The organism is Stenotrophomonas maltophilia group sp. msm1, assembly GCF_032025805.1.
GTDB classification, from domain to species: domain Bacteria; phylum Pseudomonadota; class Gammaproteobacteria; order Xanthomonadales; family Xanthomonadaceae; genus Stenotrophomonas; species Stenotrophomonas hibiscicola.
In genome coordinates this window covers 974,381-990,358 of the sequence record NZ_JAVSKH010000002.1, presented here as the reverse complement: position 1 = coordinate 990,358, position 15,978 = coordinate 974,381, and the positions used below count along the sequence as shown (strand labels likewise).

Here is a 15,978-nt window from a genome sequence, read left to right as displayed (position 1 = left end):
TGCGGCCGGTATCCGGGCCGTGGGGGCGACCTGCGTCCGCACGATGGCGGCCGCGTCGACACGGCAAGCCTTCAGGGGCGGGCCGCGGGACGTTTGCTGCATGTCCGGCGGCGGCGGCTGACCGGGAGTGACGGCCACAACATAGTGGGGATATCTCGAACCGTCAACACAAGATGCGGTAATCAGCACATGTCGCGACGATCAGTCGCAGGATGCCGTGTTGCAGCTGCGGCGCCTTGTCGACAGCCCCTGCGGCCCCAGTTCGGTACAACATCCACTTTCCCCGGAACACCGCCCATGCGCGCTGCCCAGTACCCCTCCTTCGGCAACCCGGCCGACGTCCTCGCCATTGCCGATGCCGCCCTGCCCGAGCCCGGCCCCGGCGAGGTGCGCATCCGCACCGTGCTGGCCTCGATCCACAACCACGACCTGCTGACCGTGCGTGGCCTCTACGGGTACAAGCCGACATTGCCGGCGATCGGTGGCAGTGAAGCACTGGGCGTGGTCGATGCACTCGGCGATGGCGTGGACGGCCTGCAGATCGGCCAGCGGGTAGCCGCCGCCTCGGTGCACGGTACCTGGGCCGAGGCCTTCATCGCGCCGGCACGCATGGTGATTCCGATGCCGGAGGCGATCCCCGACGAAATGGCCGCGCAGCTGATCGCCATGCCGCTGAGCGCGCTGATGCTGCTGGAGTTCCTGCGCGTCGAGGCGGGCCAGTGGATCGTGCAGAACACCGCCAACGGCGCGGTGGGCAAGTCGCTGGCGATGCTGGCGCGGGCGCGTGGCGTGCATGTAGCCAACCTGGTGCGCAATGCCGATGCGGTCGCGCAGTTGCGGGCGCTGGGCGTCGATCATGTGTTCGACACCTCGGTGGATGGTTGGAAGGATCGCGTGCGTGAAGCGACCGGCGAAGCACAGGCCGCGGCCGCGGTGGATTCCATCGGCGGTGATGCCAGCGGTGACCTTGTCGACCTGCTCGGCCACCACGGCACGCTGGTGTCGTTCGGGGTGATGAGCGGCGAACCGATGCGCATCCCGGCCGGCGGCCTGATCTACAAGGAGGCCACGGTGAAGGGCTTCTGGGGCAGCAAGGTCAGCCAGGCGATGGCCGTGGAGGACAAGCGCCGGCTGGTGGGTGAACTGCTGAAGCGTGCGGCGAGCGGCGAACTGACCCTGCCGGTGGAGCAGATCTTCGCACTGGACGACATCGCCCAGGCAGCGAAGGCCGGCGCCGGTTCGGGCCGTAACGGCAAGGTGTTGCTGCGGCCTTGATGCCTCAGCGGATGGCGCTGCCCCGGTAATGGCGCTGCCCCGGTGGTGGCGCAGTCCCGGTAGAGTCGACTGTCAGTCGACTCTCGCGCGTAGCGCGGGGGTATGAGGCTTCTTTCCACAGGGAAAGGGCTCTGACTCTGCAGGGGTGTGCGGACCAACGGTCCGCACCCACCAAAGATCGGTGCCGCACCCACCGAGTGGGTCTGCTCCAACGGAGGCACCGACTTTCGTTAAGAACCTGTGATATATAACTGAATGCGCTTTCGTCATTGGAAGGCGCACGTGCCTGCGTGCGGTACTGACGGCTCCTCCCCCGTTCGGCGTTGTCGCTTCCATGTACCGCACCACCCTGAACCTGCTTGCCGGCGCGATCGCGCTGGGCCTCACCGCCGGCGCTGCCGGCGCCGCTGAATCCGCCGACACCGGCAAGGACAGCACCACCCTCGGCACCGTGCTGGTGACCGGTTCCAACATCAAGCGCAGCGATACCGCCGGGCCCAACCCGGTGCAGATCGTCAGCCGCGAACAGATCGAGCAGACCGGCCGCTCCACCCTCACCGACGTGCTGCGCAACCTGTCGGCCAATGCCGGCAACAGCTTCGACGAGCAGTACACCGGCAGCTTCGCCGCCGGCTCGGCCTCGATCGGCCTGCGTGGCCTGTCGCCGAAGAACACACTGGTGCTGGTCAACGGCTACCGCGTGTCCAACTTCGGCTTCGCGCTCAATACCCAGGACACCTTCGTCGACCTCAACGCGCTGCCGATCAGCGCGGTCGAACGCATCGAAGTGCTGAAGGACGGCGCCTCGGCGGTGTATGGCTCCGACGCCATCGCCGGTGTCATCAACATCATCCTGCGCAGGAACTTCCAGGGCTTGGAAGTGGGCGGCGGCTTCGGTACCGCCACACAGGGCGGCCTGGACGAACGCAAGGCCAACCTGCTGGCCGGCTTCGGCGACCTGGAGCAGCAGGGCTGGAACGTGCTGTTCGGGCTGGACCTGCTCAAGCGTGATCGCCTCGACGCCGACCAGCGCGCCTATACCCGCAGCGGCGATTTCCGCGACAAGCCCGGCGGACGCCTGGCCGGCTGGTCCACCGCCGGTGGCAATTGGCTGTCCAACCCGCGCGCGCCGCAACCGTTCGCCAACTGCCCGGATGGCAGTCAGCTGCGTCCCTACAGCGATTTCGGCAGCACCCTGCCCGGCCAGGCCTGCGCCTTCAACGCGCAGCCGTTCAAGACCCTGCAGCCCGGCGCCGAGCGCCTGCAGGCGTCGTTGAGCGCGACCTACCGCTTCAATGACAGTGTCGAAGCGTTCGCCGACGTGCTGTACAGCCACAACAAAGCCGACCAGATCTTCAGTGCGCCGCTGACCGTTGGCCCTGGCCTGCGTGCCTACAACCCGGCCAGCGGCACGCTGATCGACGTGCCGGCGGTGCTGCCGGTCGGCCATCCCAACAACCCGGGCAGCACGCCACTGCCGTTCGAGTACACCTTCTTCGACCTCGGCCCGCGCCTGAAGGACAACACCCAGGTGTTCTACCGTGCCCTGGCGGGCGTGCGCGGCAGCGGCGAACGCTGGGACTGGGAAGTGGCAGCGCTGACCTCGCAGAGTGCACAGCGCGAGTACGTCGACAACTTCGTCAATCGCTATGCGTTCGAGCAGATCCTGCGCGATGGCAGCTACAACTTCCTCAACCCGTCCAGCACGCCGGGCGCGCTGGATGCACTGCGCCTGCAGACCAAGCGTCCGGGCTGGTACAAGCTGCACGCGTTGAACGTGAAGGCCTCGACCTCGCTGTGGGAGATGCCCGCCGGTACGGTCGGCTTTGCCTGGGGTGCGGAGTTCCGCAAGGAATCGCTGGATGCGCGCACCAGCGCGCAGGTGCTGTCGGGCACCGAACTGCGCCCGGCCATCAACGTGGTCAACGGCGAGCGCCAGGTCAGTGCCGCCTATGCCGAACTGAGCGTGCCACTGCACCGCACGTTGGAGCTGCAGGTGGCCGGCCGCGGCGATCACTACGATGACTTCGGCAAGGCGTTCTCGCCGAAGGTGGCGCTGCGCTGGCAGCCGTTGGACAGCCTGCTGCTGCGTGGCTCGTTCTCGCGCGGGTTCCGCGCGCCCTCGTTGCCGGAGATCGCGCCGGGCCAGACCGTCAGCTACGGCTCGGTGATCGATCCGCTGGATCCGCTGCAACCGGGCGGCAGCCGTGGCGTGACCAACATCCGCACCGGCAACCCGGATCTGAAGGCGGAGCGCTCGCGCAACTTCAACCTGGGTGCGGTGTGGTCGCCGGATGGCGATACCAGCATCGGCCTGGACTGGTACCGCATCGAGCAGGACAACCTGGTCAAGCCGGACAGCGCGCAGTTCATCGTCGACAACCCGACCCTGTTCCCGGGCCGCGTGCAACGTGATGCGCAGGGACGCATCCAGTTCATCACCAACCAGTACGCCAACCAAGGGGAGTTGACCACTTCGGGGCTGGATCTGGACGCCAGCCGCACCTTCCGTACCGACGGCTGGGGCAACTTCACCGTGGCCGGCAGCTGGACCCACCTGCTCAGCTTCAAGCAGCCGCTGGTGGCTGGGCAGGCACCGTATGACGGCGCCGGCAACAACCGCCACGGCGCGCTGCCGCGTACCCGCGGCACCACCTCGTTGAACTGGGCGGTGGGCGACTGGAGCAGTACGCTGAGCCTGCAGTACGTGAGTGGCTACGACCAGCGTGTGGCGACGGCAACCAGCAACCCGGGCCTGCGCGACCGCATCAAGCCGTATCACCAGCTGGACCTGTACGTAGCGTACGAAGGTATTCCCAACACCACGCTGTCGCTGTCGGTGCTGAACCTGACCGACAAGGACCCGCCGTTCGACCCCGCCGGTGGCTCCAACGGTTTCGACATCAGCCAGTACAACCTGCGCGGACAGTTCGTCTCGCTGGGCGCTCGTTACAGGTTCTGATTGCCACTGTAGAGCCGAGCCATGCTCGGCTGCTCTTCCGACACCGAGGAGCCGGGCGCGGGCTCGGCTCTACAGGGGGTGCGGACCAACGGTCCGCACCCACCGCATCACCGGCTCAGGTGCAGGAACTGCAGGTGCCGTTCGTACTGGCTGATGATGTCGTTGATGATCTGCTTGCGGCTGTAGCCCACCAGGTCGTAGTCCTGGCTGCCTTCGAACAGGTGCACCTCGGCGCGGTAGTAACGCTGGTTGCGCAACTGCTGCGCGGCGAACGACGGGGTCAGGTAGCCGCTCAGGATCACCCGGTACAGGAAGTCCTGCTGCTCGCCGTGGTTCACCGTCAGCTCCATGTCGCCGGCCTCGAAGCGGGTGGATACATCCCAACCCTGCCCGCGCAGCTGCTCGGCCACCGCCTCCATCGCCGGCTTCACCGTGTCATCCATGAAGCGGTAGACCTGGTCGCGCACCGGGAAGTGCATGGCCTGGCTCAGGCGCTGGCGCCAGCCCTGATGATGGCGATCATCGCCGATCAACGGCGACGGCCGGTATTGCAGCGCGCGCTTGCGGTGCGACTCGTCACTGAAGGCGCGGGTCAGCCCCCACATCATCAACAACAGGATCGCCGAGAACGGCAACGACGCCAGCACCACCGCCGACTTCAGCGCATCGATGCTGCCGGCCAGCAGCAACCCGGCGGTCAGCACCGCGATCACCGTGCCCCAGAACACGCGCAGCCAACGCGGACCATCATCCTCCGGCGCACCGCCATGCGAGGACAGCGTGGACAACACCACCGCCCCCGAGTCGGCCGAGGTCACGAAGAAGATGAAGCTGACCAGCACTGTCACCGTGATCACCGCGCGGCTCCAGGGGTAGCCGTCCAGCAGCGCATACAGCACGGTCGGTGGATCATCCACCGCCAGCTGCGCCAACTGTTGCTGGCCGTGGTGCAGCACCTGGTCCAGCGCGCTGTTGCCGAAGATCGACAGCCAGGCCAGGGTGAAGCCGAGCGGGATCAGCAGCACCCCGAACACGAATTCGCGGATGGTGCGGCCACGTGAGATGCGCGCGATGAACAGGCCGACGAACGGTGCCCAGCCGATCCACCAGGCCCAGTAGAACACCGTCCAGCCGCCCAGCCATTCCGGTCGGCCGCCATAGGCGTACACATCGAAACTCTTGCCGACCACGCTGCCCAGGTAGTCGCCCAGGTTCTGCATCAGCGTGCTGAACAGGTACTGCGTCGGCCCGGCGAACAGCATGAACAGCACCAGCGCGATCGCCAACAGCATGTTGATGTTGGCCATCCAGCGCACGCCCTTCTCGACGCCGGACACGGCCACGGCCACGGCCGCGCCCATCATGCTGACCACCAGGATGATCTGCACCAGGTTGGAGTGCGGAATGTCGAACAGGTGCGAGAGGCCGGCATTGAGGTGCAGCACACCGAAGCCCATGTCGGCACCGATGCCGAATACGGTGGCGACGATGCCCAGCGCATCCACGGTGTAGCCGATCGGGCCATTGATGCGCTTGCCGATCAGCGGGTACAGCGCCGAGCGCAGCGCCAGTGGCAGGTTGTGGCGATAGGCGAAGTAGGCCATCGCCATCGCCGCCAGCGCGAACACGCCCCAGCCGTGCAGGCCCCAGTGCAGGAACAGCAGCTGCATGGCCTGGCGCGCGCCAGCCTCGCCTGCGGCCGGATCGCCCTGCGGCGGCTGCAGGTAGTGGGTCAGCGGTTCGGATACGCAGAAGAAGAACAGGGTGATGCTGATGCCTGCAGCGAACAGCATGCCGGCCCAGGAGAGGTAACTGAACTCCGGCTCGTCATGGTCGGCACCGAGCTTGATGCCACCGTACTTGGACAGCGCCACGCCCACCACGAACACCAGGTACAGGGTCATCGCCAGCAGGTAATACCAGCCGACGTTGAGAGCGGCCCAGTCCTGTGCCTTCAGCAGAAGGCGGCCTGCCCCCAGCGGGAACAGGCTGACGAACAGCGCGAACGCCACGACAACGATCGCCGCGAAGGCGAACACAGGCCGAAGGGTGCGCACCGGGGATTGTTGCGGCTCCAGTACATCCATGGGGCGGCGTTCTCCGGTAGATCAAAGGGTTAGCCGACCGATTCTGGCTGAACCGCAGTGGACAGAGCATGAAGTTGCGGCCTGTGGTCACAGGCCCGGCCCACCATTCCGTGTTATCACGCGCGCGCCGGAGCGCAACCTTGGCCGCGCGGGCTGCGGTGCGGCCACGCGCGTCCTGTCCAATCACGACATCACATGCACCGCACACAGCTTGTTGCCATCCGGGTCACGCAGATAGGCCAGGAACACCTGCCGACCGGACATGTTGCGGACGCCGGGGGGATCTTCGATGGCGGTACCACCGTGAGCCACGCCAGCTTCCTGCCAGGCACGCACGGCCTCTGCACTGCCCAGACTGAAACCGATGGTGCCACCGTTGGCATGGCACGCTGGCTGCCCATCGATCGGCGCGGTTACACCGAACATCCGCCCATCCTTGAAGTACAGCAGCCGTCCCTTCTCGTCGAATACGCCCGCACGTGCCCCCATCGCGGCGAACAGGGCGTCGTAGAAGCGACGCGCGGCCTCCATGTCGTTCGTTCCTACGGTGATGTGGCTGAACATGCGGGCACTCCATGTGGAAAACCGCAGTGTCGATGAGCAGGGGCGACTTCGCAAATCGCTGCACAATCGCCGCCCAGCTCGCGACAAGGCGTGCAGCTACTTGGCGGTGCTGAGCAGCAGTACCGCCGCCGTGACCAGGGCGATGCCAACCCAGCCGATCGGCCGCAGGCGGTTGCCGAACAAAACGCGGCCGCAAGTGGCGGTACCGATCACGCCGATTGCACCCCACATCGCATAGGCGGTGGCCAGGTCCATGTAGCGCACCGCCTGGCCCAGCAGGGCGAAGGCGATCCAGACCATGACGACCGCGCCGACACCCCAGCGCCAGCGGCGGAAGCCTTCCGACTTGGCCACCATCATGTTGGCGGCGACGTCGATCAGCGCCGAGCAGATCACGAAAAACAGGGCCAGGGTATTCATCAGTGCGCCTCCCCGAGGGTGACGCAGACGATGCCGGCCACGGCCAGCATCAGGCCGGCCAGCTGCTGCAGCGACAGACTCTCGCCAAACACGGTGAGGCCGACCACGGTCAGCAGGGTCAGGCCCAGGCCTTCCCACACCGCGTAGGCCACGCCCACAGCAATGCGGCGCACCGACTGCGCCAGGAAGAAGTAGGACAACGCCAGCGCGCCGGCCATGATCAGGTAGCCAGTCCAGCCACCATCGCGGGCGGCATGGGCCATGAACGAGGTGCCGACCACTTCGGCAACGATCGCCACGGTCAGGCAGGCCCAGGCGACCAGCGCGCCACGGGCGGGAACAGTACGGGACATGTGAAACTCCTTGCGGGACGCGGACAGCGCCCCGCCCTCAGTAGATCCACGCCATGCGTGGATGCCCCGCAGACAGGGGGCGACGGCGGACAGTATCATCGCCTTTTACGGTCGATTCAAAATGGATACCATCGATAGGAGCGATGGATCAATGCCCTATTCCCCTGAATCCCTGCAGGCGTTCGTCGAAGCGGCCGCGCTCGGATCGTTCTCGGCGGCGGCGCGTCGCCTGCGCAAGACCCAATCGACGGTCAGCACCGCCATCGCCCACCTGGAGGCGGACCTGGGCGTCAGCCTGTTCGACCGCAGTGGACGCTACCCGCAGCTGACCGAAGCCGGGCGCCAGGTGCTCGCCCATGCCCAGGAAATCCTCGCCGCCGATACCCGCCTGCAGCAGTTGAGCGTGCGGCTGGCCGCCCCGGTCGAAGCGCGGCTGACCGTGGTGTTCTCCGACGTGTATCAGCTCGATCCGGAGCAGCGCGTGTTGCAGCGCTTTGCCGAAGCGTTCCCCGAGATCGAACTGGAATGGCTGGATGCCGAAGGCGAAGACGTGCTGGAACTGGTCGGCAGTGGTCGCGCCGCGCTGGGCCTGCTGCCGCGCCAGGAAAGCTACCCGGATGGTCTGGTGGCACGGCCGTTGGCCCATCACAGCGAACTGTCGGTGTATGTGGCGCGCGACCATGCGCTGGCCGACGCCGGCCGTCGCGCAGCTTCCCAGCTGGCACGGTACCGGCAGGTGCGATTGAGCGCGGAGGTCGACCATGCGCGGGCGGTTACCGGGCTGGCGTGGACCGCCACCGACTACCTGATGGTGATGGAGATGGCCGAGGATGGCATCGGCTGGGCCGAGCTGCCCCGCGCATTGGTGCGGCGCTACGACCGCGGGCAACTGGTGGAACTGACCCTGCCCGGGTGGCCACGGCGCATCCACAGCGACCTGCTGTGGCGCCGCGACACGCCGCCGGGGCCAGCGGCGCTGTGGTGGGCCGACGCGTTGGGGTGAGGTAGCGCCGGCCGCTGGCCGGCAATCCTGTTGTCGCGTGGTTGCCGGCCAGCGGCCGGCACTACCGGTCAACGATGGGCGAGCGCGTAATCCAGCGCCGCGCACACCGCCGCCACCTGTGCGTCGTTGCACTGCTGCGGGGTCGCCCGTGGGCTGTCCGGGTAGACCTCGGTGGTGGTGGTGAACTTCGCACCGGTGATGCCCGCGCACAGTCCGAGCTTCACCAGCGGATACTCGATCACGCCGTGGGCCACCACCGGCGAACCGATGATCTCGCCCTTGTCGTCGGCCGGCGCGATGTGGGTGACCTTCTCCACCGCGGCGATGACTGCCTGCTGGAACGCCGCCTGCGGGTTCTCGCTGTCGTCCACCAAGTAGAAGCCATCGGGAATCAGGCCCGGCTCGAACGGCTTGCCGTCACGCGCGGCCAGCGCCGGGCGGAACTCGCTCTCGTCGCTGTCGGTGGTCTCGTGCAGGTCGATGTGCAGCACGAACTGGTCCTTGATCGGTGCGATCAGCTCCATCAGCGCGGTCGACTCGCGGGCCGGGCCATCGGCGCGGAAATTGCGGTTCGGGTCGATCGCATCGAAGTTCCAGCGGTTGATGCGCTCGAAGCCCCACGGATTCACGCACGGTGCCACCAGCAGATTGGCCTTGCCGGCGTAGTCGGCGGCGTGCTTTTCGAGGAATTCCAGCGCGCCCATCACGCCGCTGGTCTCATAACCGTGCACGCCACCGGTAACCAGGGCAGCCGGCAGCGCCGGGTTCCAATCGCGGCTGCGCAGGGCGAACAGAGTGTAGGTCTCGCCAGCGTAGTCGAGCTGGCCATAGGCCACCTTGTCGAAGCGCGAAGCCAGCGCCTCGATGCGGGGCAGCACCTCCTCGTCATAGCGACGCAGGCGCTGCTGGCGGCCACGCCACACCTCCCGTTCCGCCGCTCCCCACGGCTGGCCAGGGGTTCCGACGGGGTAGAAAGCGGCTTGGGACATGGCAGATCTCAGCGGGTCAGTAAGCAATCGCCCACTCTATCACCGGGGCATCGGCATGAACCGGAGGCGCATTCCAATAGCGAATGGAATCAGCAATAATTCTCATTTACGACCTTCCGCAGCCTGCACCGATGCCCATCCTCGCCCTGCAACCGGCCCGCCTGCCCTTGGCCGCCGCCCTCGCCCTGTGCCTGCTCCCGACCACCCGTGCCTTCGCCCAGGACGGCGCCACCACGCTGGACAGCATCCAGGTCTCCGGCAGCTGGCTGGGTACCGGCCTGCATGACAGCGTCAAGCGCTTTGCCGGCGCGCGCACCGTGGTCGACCGCCAGCGCATCGAGGCCAGCGGCGCGGCCAGCATCGGCGATGCCATGCGCCGTATTCCGGGTGTGCAGGTCACCGACAACTCCGGCACCGCTGGCAGTTCGGTGTCGCTGAACATCGGCGTGCGCGGCCTCACCGGGCGCTACTCGCCGCGCTCGACCGTCCTGTTGGACGGCGTGCCGCTGGCGGTGGCGCCGTATGGCCAGCCACAGCTGTCGTTCGCGCCGACCAGCCTGTCCAACATCGAGTCGATCGACGTGGTGCGCGGCGGCGGCGCGGTGCGCTACGGACCGCAGAACGTCGGTGGCATCATCAACTTCAGCACCCGCGCCATTCCCACCGAGGCCGGCCTGCACGGCGAAGCCGGCGTGCGCTACACCGCCTACGACCATGGCGGCGGCGACAGCGCCCAGTACAACGCCTTCCTCGGCGGCACCGGCGACAACGGCTTGGGCGCCGCCCTGCTCTACTCCGGCCAGGACGGCCGCGGCTGGCGCCGGGGCAGCGATGACCGCTTCAATGATCTCGCGCTGAAGTTCGCCTACGCCATCGATGCGCAGCAGGAACTGCGCGCCAAGCTGTCCTACTACGATGTGCGCTCGCTGACCCCGGGCGGCCTGACCCGCAACCAGTACGAGGCCGATCCGTTCCAGAACACCCGCCCCACCGATTTCTGGAAGGGCCACCGCACCGGCGTCGACCTGGCCTACACCAACACGCTGTCGGCCAACAGCGAGTTCGAGGTACTGGCCTATTACAACGAAAGCAGCCGAGCCAGCTCGCTGATCAACGCCGCCAATACCCAGCTGACCGTGCAGCCGCGCGACTACCGCGTGCTTGGCATCGAGCCGCGCTATACCCGGCGCCTGCACTGGGGCAGCGCGGTGCATGACATCACCGCCGGCTACCGCTTCCTGCGCGAGCGCGGCAACGACCGCAGCTACACCGTCGCCCGCCGCACCGGCGCGGCCAGTGCCACCACCCGCTTCGACAACGCCACCGACGCGCACGCCTTCTACATCGACGACCGCATTGCGATCGGCCAGTGGCGGATCACGCCGGGCGTGCGCATGGAATGGATCGACATGGACCGCCGCCAGGCCGGAGGCACGGCGACCTTCAGCAGCCGCAACGACAAGGCCCTGCCCTCGATCAACATCGCCTACCTGCTGACTCCGCAGCTGACCGTGTTCGGCAACTACACCACCTCGTTCGGACCGGTACAGAACATCCAGCTCAATTCGCAGACCGCCAGCAATCCGCTGAACCCGGAAGTGGCCAAGACCACCGAGCTGGGCGCACGCTGGCAAGAGGGGACACTGCGCGCGGAAGTGACCGTGTTCAAGATGCGCTTCGACAACCAGATCCTGCAGGTGCCGGGCATCACCCCGCCCACCTTCCAGAACATCGGTGCCACCGACCACAAGGGTGTGGAGAGCGCACTGGAGTACCACTTCGCCGAGGACGGCGCGCTGGCCGGGCTGGAGCTGTACGCCAACTACACCTGGACCAAGGCGATCCAGCAGTCCGGCGACAACCGTGGCCTGGACGTGCCCTTCTACTCGCGCGACACTGACAGCGTGGGCGCCCGCTACGCGCTGGCCGGCTGGACCTTCAATGTCTCCAGCACCCACCAGAGCGGCCAGTTCTCCGATGCCGCCAACACCTGGGAAGAAACCGCCGATGCGCGCGTGGGTCGCGTGCCGGGCGTGCGCCTGTGGAACGCGCAGGTGGCCTGGCAGGTGCCGGGCCTGGGTGACAGCGAGATTGCACTGGGCGTGAACAACCTGGCCGACAAGCGCTGGTACACCCGCAACGTTGATGGCAACGCCGGCCGCATGGTGGCCGCGCCGCGCACGTTCTACGTGCAGGGCCGCTACCGCTTCTGAGGCGGTAGCCACCCGATGCGGTGACGGTGGCGCTCACGGTGGCGGCGTATCATGCCGCCACCATGTCTTCGCCCGTTTCGCCATCGCGCCTGCATCTGGCCTTCCAGGGCCTGCGCCTACGGCTGCGCGGCAGCGACCTGTGGTTCATCGCGCTGGCGCTGCTGGTTGGCCTGATCGCCGGCTACCTGACCCTGCTGCAGTCGGGCATCGCGCGCTGGCTGCAGGGCACGTTGTATGGGCTGGACGACGGCATGCGGCTGAGCTCCCTGCCCTCGCTGACCTGGACCGCGCTACTGGTGCTGCCACTGGGCGGACTGCTGGTCGGCCTGGTCAGCCTGGCGGCGACGCGACTGAAACGGCCACTGCTCGATGCGGTGGAAGCCAATGCGCTGCACGGCGGCCGCATGTCGATGCGCGACAACCTGATCGTGCTGACCCAGACCCTGCTGTCCAACGGCTGCGGCGCGTCGGTCGGCCTTGAGGCTTCGTATACGCAGATGGGCGCGGGCAGCGGCTCGCAGCTGGGCCGGGTGATGCGCCTGCGTCGCAACGACGTGCGCATCCTGGTCGGTGCCGGTGCCGCCGGTGCCATCGCCGCTGCGTTTGGTGCGCCGCTGGCCGGTGCGTTCTACGCCTTCGAGATCGTCATCGGCGCCTACACCCCCGCTGCGCTGGCACCGGTGGCCGTCGCAGCGCTGGCCGGTGCGTTCGTGGCCGACCAGGCCGGCATCGAAGCCTATCTACTGCCAGCGGCCTCGACCATCGACGTGCGCGCCGCCGACTACGCGATCTACGGCCTGCTGGGCTGCTGCTGCGCGATGGTCGGCATCGCCATCATGCGGCTGATCGCCTCGATCGAAGGCACGGTCAAGCGCAGCCCCCTGCCCGCGTGGGGACGGCCGGTGGTGGGTGGGCTGCTGCTGATTCCACTGGCACTGGCCAGCCCGCAGGTGCTGTCGTCCGGCCACGGCGCCCTGCATCTGGACCTGACCACGCACCTGCCGCTGATCTGGATCGGCGGCCTGTTGACCCTGAAGTGCCTGGCCTCGGGCATCTCGCTGGGCTTCGGCTTCCGTGGCGGCCTGTTCTTCGCCTCGCTGTTCATGGGCACCCTGGTCGGCACGCTGTTCGCCGGACTGCTGGGCATGGCCACCGGCGTTCCGGTGATCGACGCCACCTCGGCCGCGCTGGCCGGCATGGCCGCACTGGCCGCCGCCGTCGTTGGCGCGCCGATGACCATGGCCATGCTGGTGCTGGAAGGCACGCACGATTTCCTGCTGACCAGCGTGGTGATGAGCGCGGTACTGGTGTCCAGCACGCTGGTGCGGCAGTGGTTCGGCTACTCGTTCTCGACCTGGCGCATGCACCTGCGCGGCGAGACCATCAAGAGCGCCCGCGACGTGGGCTGGGTGCAGAACCTCAACGCCGGCCGGCTGATGCGCAAGGGCGTGGCGACCGCCCCGGCCGATCTCGATGCCGCCGCGTTCCGCCAGCGCTTCCCGCTGGGCTCGGGCACCCGGGTGATCCTGATCGACAGCGAGGGCCACTATGCCGGCATCGTGCAGATTCCACGGGTCTACGGCGATGGCGTGAAGCCGGAAACCCTGATCGGCGAACTGGCCGAGAACCGTGACGTTTCACTGTCGCCGGCCGCGGACGTGGTCAGCGTGATGCAGCGTTTCGACCAGACCCAGGCCGACGAACTGGCGGTGGTCGGCGCCGACGGCCAGGTGCTGGGCGTCGTCTCCGAAACCTTCGTGCGCAAGCGCTACGCCGAGGAACTGGACAAGCGCCAGCGCGAACTGATGGGCGAGCGCGTCGAGGACACCGACTGACCCCGCAAAAAGGGGACGGAGGGGATTAAGTCGTTTCGGGCACGCTGACTAACCACGCGTGGCGTGGACCGCTGGAAATCCACGCATGGCGTGGATCTACTGTCACCTCAACCGGGTAGACTCCGGCCATGCGCTTTATTGAGACCTTCCAGGCCGGTCCCTTCGCCGACACCGTGGTCAGCCTGCTGGCCGCTTTCGTACTGGGCACGCTGATCGGCGCCGAACGCCAGTACCGGCAGCGCACCGCCGGCCTGCGCACCAACGTGCTGGTGGCCGTCGGCGCGGCTGCCTTCGTCGACCTGGGCATGCGCATCGCCGGCAGCGCCGAGGCGGTGCGGGTGATCTCCTACGTGGTCTCCGGCGTCGGCTTCCTTGGCGCCGGCGTGATCATGAAGGAAGGCATGAACGTGCGCGGCCTGAACACCGCCGCCACCCTGTGGTGCTCTGCGGCGGTCGGCAGCTGCACCGGCGCGGACATGCTGGCCGAAGGCGTGCTGCTGACCGTGCTGATCATCGCCGGAAACACCCTGCTGCGGCCGCTGGTGAATGCGATCAACCGCATTCCGATCAATGAGGCCGCCACCGAGGCGACCTACGAAGTGCGCCTGAGCGTGGATGCCGAAGCCGTGCCGCGCGTGCGCGAGCGGTTGGTCGACGCGCTGGAAGCAGCGCAGTATCCGGTGGGCGATGTGCAGTTGGTCGAGCATGCCGACGCGCCCACCGATGTGATCGCGGTGCTGGTCAGTACGGCGGTGAGTGCCGATGAACTGGACGTGGTGCTGGCACGGATGGAGCAGGTGCCGGGCGTGCTGCATGCCACCTGGGAAGTCAGTACCCGCGATTGATTCCATCCACGCATGGCGTGGATCTACCGAGGTCGTGGTGAAGTAGATCCACGCCATGCGTGGATGCTTCTCTCACCGACCCGCCATGCGCTGCTGCGCACGCAGCAGTTTCTGGAACGAACCGCACTTCCGGGCGTCCTCCGCCTGCGGGCAGGCCGCCGCGCGTTGCAGGTGCCGGCGCACCCGTTGCAGCCGGGTGATCTGCCGCTGCAGCACATCGGCCTGCGCCAGCAGGGCCTCCCGGTCCAAGGAGATGCACCCGCGCTGCAGTGGCAGCGATGCCCCGATCTGCTGCAGCGACAGACCGGCCGCCTGGCCGAGGCCGATCAACGCGAGCCGTTCCAGCACCTGCTCGTCGTACTGCCGGCGCAGGCCGCGACGGCCCAGTGCCTGCAGCAGCCCAAGTTGTTCGTAGTAGCGCAGGGTCGAGGCCGGCACGCCGCTGCGCTTGACCACCTCGCCAATATCCAGTTCGCGCACGGGCTTGACCTCAAGTGACCTTCAAGCGCCAACCTATGGGCAACTACCCACCGAGGCAAGGCCATGGCCAGCACCCCCCCCTTGATCAGAACGCCCTGTGGAACGGCCCTGGCGGCCAGGTCTGGGTTGCGCAGCAGGCCATTCTCGATGGCCTGTTCCAGCCGATGGCCGACCTGCTCGTGGCCGAACTTCCGGAAACCGTCACGCAACTGCTCGACATCGGCTGCGGTACCGGGGCCAGCCTGCTGGCATCAGCCGCCGCACGCCCGTCGGCGCACTGCACCGGCCTGGACATCTCCGCGCCGATGCTGGCGCTGGCCCGTCAACGCGCCGAGGCGGCAGGGCTGGACGCAGACTTCATCGTCGCCGACGCACAGCAGCATCCGTTGCCCACCGCGCACTTCGACTGGATCCAATCTCGGTTGGGCGTGATGTTCTTCGAAGATACCGAGGCCGCCTTCGTCAACCTGCGCCGCGCCACGCGGCCCGGTGCCGGCCTGCGTTTCATTGCCTGGCGCAGCGCTGACGAGAATCCATTCATGACCACGGCCGAGCGCGCGATCGGCGATGCGCTTGAGCTTCCGCCGCGCGCACCCGGTGCCCCGGGACAGTTCGCCTTCGCAGATGGCCAACGCGTGCAGCGCCTGTTGCAGGCTGCCGGCTGGAAGGATGTGGAGGTGGTTGCGGTGGACCTTCCGTGTTCGATCGCACGCGATGAGCTGCCGACCTACGTCGGCCAGCTGGGCCCGGTGGGCCAGGCGCTGCGGGCGCTGCCCGAAGCGGAGGCCGCCGGGCTGCGCGACCAGGCGCTGGCAGCATTCACACCATTCATCGAGGGCGATCGGGTCCGCGTGGGTGCTGCCTGCTGGTTGATCCGCGCACGCGCATGACACAGAAAAGGGGACGGAGGGGATTAAGTCGTCCATGTCCGTGTCGTGCCGGAAACGACTTA

Annotated in this window: 13 protein-coding genes; 7 read left to right on the top strand and 6 right to left on the bottom strand. The window is 67.4% G+C overall.

Annotated elements, in window-relative coordinates; translation table 11 throughout:
• Window positions 1–297 precede the first annotated feature (297 nt).
• Both ROV95_RS12210 and ROV95_RS12205 read left to right on the top strand, forming a co-directional pair.
• The gene (locus ROV95_RS12210; protein WP_312544591.1) at window positions 298–1,275 is read left to right on the top strand and encodes a zinc-binding dehydrogenase; all 978 of its coding nucleotides are present in this window, start codon (window positions 298–300) and stop codon (window positions 1,273–1,275) included.
• A 334-nt stretch (window positions 1,276–1,609) separates the two neighbouring features.
• Window positions 1,610–4,237, top strand: coding sequence for a TonB-dependent receptor (locus ROV95_RS12205; protein WP_312544590.1), 2,628 nt, complete (start codon window positions 1,610–1,612; stop codon window positions 4,235–4,237).
• Between the two features lie 107 nt (window positions 4,238–4,344).
• On the opposite strand, the gene betT is transcribed toward ROV95_RS12205, so the two are convergent.
• The 4 genes from betT to ROV95_RS12185 all read right to left on the bottom strand — a co-directional run bounded on the left by betT (window position 4,345) and on the right by ROV95_RS12185 (window position 7,661).
• A complete protein-coding gene (gene betT, locus ROV95_RS12200; RefSeq protein ID WP_312544589.1) occupies window positions 4,345–6,324 on the bottom strand; it encodes a choline BCCT transporter BetT in 1,980 nt (659 codons plus the stop codon).
• A gap of 183 nt (window positions 6,325–6,507) precedes the next feature.
• Window positions 6,508–6,888, bottom strand: coding sequence for a VOC family protein (locus tag ROV95_RS12195; RefSeq protein ID WP_058982339.1), 381 nt, complete (start codon window positions 6,886–6,888; stop codon window positions 6,508–6,510).
• Window positions 6,889–6,984: 96 nt separating this feature from the next.
• Complete coding sequence (locus ROV95_RS12190) at window positions 6,985–7,308, bottom strand: SMR family transporter (protein ID WP_134731558.1); 324 nt, start codon at window positions 7,306–7,308, stop codon at window positions 6,985–6,987.
• Window positions 7,308–7,661 carry an SMR family transporter gene (locus ROV95_RS12185; RefSeq protein ID WP_134735563.1) on the bottom strand — a complete coding sequence of 118 codons (354 nt, stop codon included), beginning with the start codon at window positions 7,659–7,661 and terminating at the stop codon, window positions 7,308–7,310. The genes ROV95_RS12190 and ROV95_RS12185 overlap by 1 nt, the downstream gene beginning before the upstream one ends.
• A gap of 151 nt (window positions 7,662–7,812) precedes the next feature.
• Between ROV95_RS12185 and ROV95_RS12180 the strand changes: the two genes are divergently transcribed.
• A complete protein-coding gene (locus ROV95_RS12180; RefSeq protein ID WP_312544586.1) occupies window positions 7,813–8,664 on the top strand; it encodes a LysR family transcriptional regulator in 852 nt (283 codons plus the stop codon).
• A 68-nt stretch (window positions 8,665–8,732) separates the two neighbouring features.
• Here the strand turns inward: ROV95_RS12180 and ROV95_RS12175 are convergent, their stop codons facing one another.
• Window positions 8,733–9,653, bottom strand: coding sequence for a M14 family metallocarboxypeptidase (locus ROV95_RS12175; protein ID WP_312544584.1), 921 nt, complete (start codon window positions 9,651–9,653; stop codon window positions 8,733–8,735).
• Window positions 9,654–9,784: 131 nt separating this feature from the next.
• Here ROV95_RS12175 and ROV95_RS12170 point away from each other — a divergent pair, with 131 nt between their 5' ends.
• From ROV95_RS12170 to ROV95_RS12160, 3 genes are all read left to right on the top strand, one after another.
• A complete protein-coding gene (locus ROV95_RS12170) occupies window positions 9,785–11,866 on the top strand; it encodes a TonB-dependent siderophore receptor (RefSeq protein WP_312544582.1) in 2,082 nt (693 codons plus the stop codon).
• Window positions 11,867–11,928: 62 nt separating this feature from the next.
• Window positions 11,929–13,701, top strand: coding sequence for a chloride channel protein (locus ROV95_RS12165; RefSeq protein WP_312544581.1), 1,773 nt, complete (start codon window positions 11,929–11,931; stop codon window positions 13,699–13,701).
• A gap of 128 nt (window positions 13,702–13,829) precedes the next feature.
• A complete protein-coding gene (locus ROV95_RS12160; protein WP_021204279.1) occupies window positions 13,830–14,546 on the top strand; it encodes an MgtC/SapB family protein in 717 nt (238 codons plus the stop codon).
• 72 nt (window positions 14,547–14,618) lie between these two features.
• On the opposite strand, the gene ROV95_RS12155 is transcribed toward ROV95_RS12160, so the two are convergent.
• Window positions 14,619–15,026 carry a MerR family transcriptional regulator gene (locus tag ROV95_RS12155; protein ID WP_019659950.1) on the bottom strand — a complete coding sequence of 136 codons (408 nt, stop codon included), beginning with the start codon at window positions 15,024–15,026 and terminating at the stop codon, window positions 14,619–14,621.
• A 35-nt stretch (window positions 15,027–15,061) separates the two neighbouring features.
• Here ROV95_RS12155 and ROV95_RS12150 point away from each other — a divergent pair, with 35 nt between their 5' ends.
• Complete coding sequence (locus ROV95_RS12150) at window positions 15,062–15,916, top strand: class I SAM-dependent methyltransferase (RefSeq protein ID WP_312544579.1); 855 nt, start codon at window positions 15,062–15,064, stop codon at window positions 15,914–15,916.
• The last annotated feature ends 62 nt before the right edge of the window (window positions 15,917–15,978 follow it).

Excerpts from the sequence above, each read along its gene's own strand:
- ROV95_RS12185 (WP_134735563.1), bottom strand. The coding sequence starts at position 7,661 with ATGTCCCGTACTGTTCCCGCCCGTGGCGCGCTGGTCGCCTGGGCCTGC.
- ROV95_RS12170 (WP_312544582.1), top strand. The coding sequence starts at position 9,785 with ATGCCCATCCTCGCCCTGCAACCGGCCCGCCTGCCCTTGGCCGCCGCC.
- betT (WP_312544589.1), bottom strand. The coding sequence starts at position 6,324 with ATGGATGTACTGGAGCCGCAACAATCCCCGGTGCGCACCCTTCGGCCT.
- ROV95_RS12210 (WP_312544591.1), top strand. The coding sequence starts at position 298 with ATGCGCGCTGCCCAGTACCCCTCCTTCGGCAACCCGGCCGACGTCCTC.
- ROV95_RS12150 (WP_312544579.1), top strand. The coding sequence starts at position 15,062 with ATGGGCAACTACCCACCGAGGCAAGGCCATGGCCAGCACCCCCCCCTT.
- ROV95_RS12175 (WP_312544584.1), bottom strand. The coding sequence starts at position 9,653 with ATGTCCCAAGCCGCTTTCTACCCCGTCGGAACCCCTGGCCAGCCGTGG.
- ROV95_RS12160 (WP_021204279.1), top strand. The coding sequence starts at position 13,830 with ATGCGCTTTATTGAGACCTTCCAGGCCGGTCCCTTCGCCGACACCGTG.
- ROV95_RS12180 (WP_312544586.1), top strand. The coding sequence starts at position 7,813 with ATGCCCTATTCCCCTGAATCCCTGCAGGCGTTCGTCGAAGCGGCCGCG.
- ROV95_RS12165 (WP_312544581.1), top strand. The coding sequence starts at position 11,929 with ATGTCTTCGCCCGTTTCGCCATCGCGCCTGCATCTGGCCTTCCAGGGC.
- ROV95_RS12190 (WP_134731558.1), bottom strand. The coding sequence starts at position 7,308 with ATGAATACCCTGGCCCTGTTTTTCGTGATCTGCTCGGCGCTGATCGAC.
- ROV95_RS12195 (WP_058982339.1), bottom strand. The coding sequence starts at position 6,888 with ATGTTCAGCCACATCACCGTAGGAACGAACGACATGGAGGCCGCGCGT.
- ROV95_RS12205 (WP_312544590.1), top strand. The coding sequence starts at position 1,610 with ATGTACCGCACCACCCTGAACCTGCTTGCCGGCGCGATCGCGCTGGGC.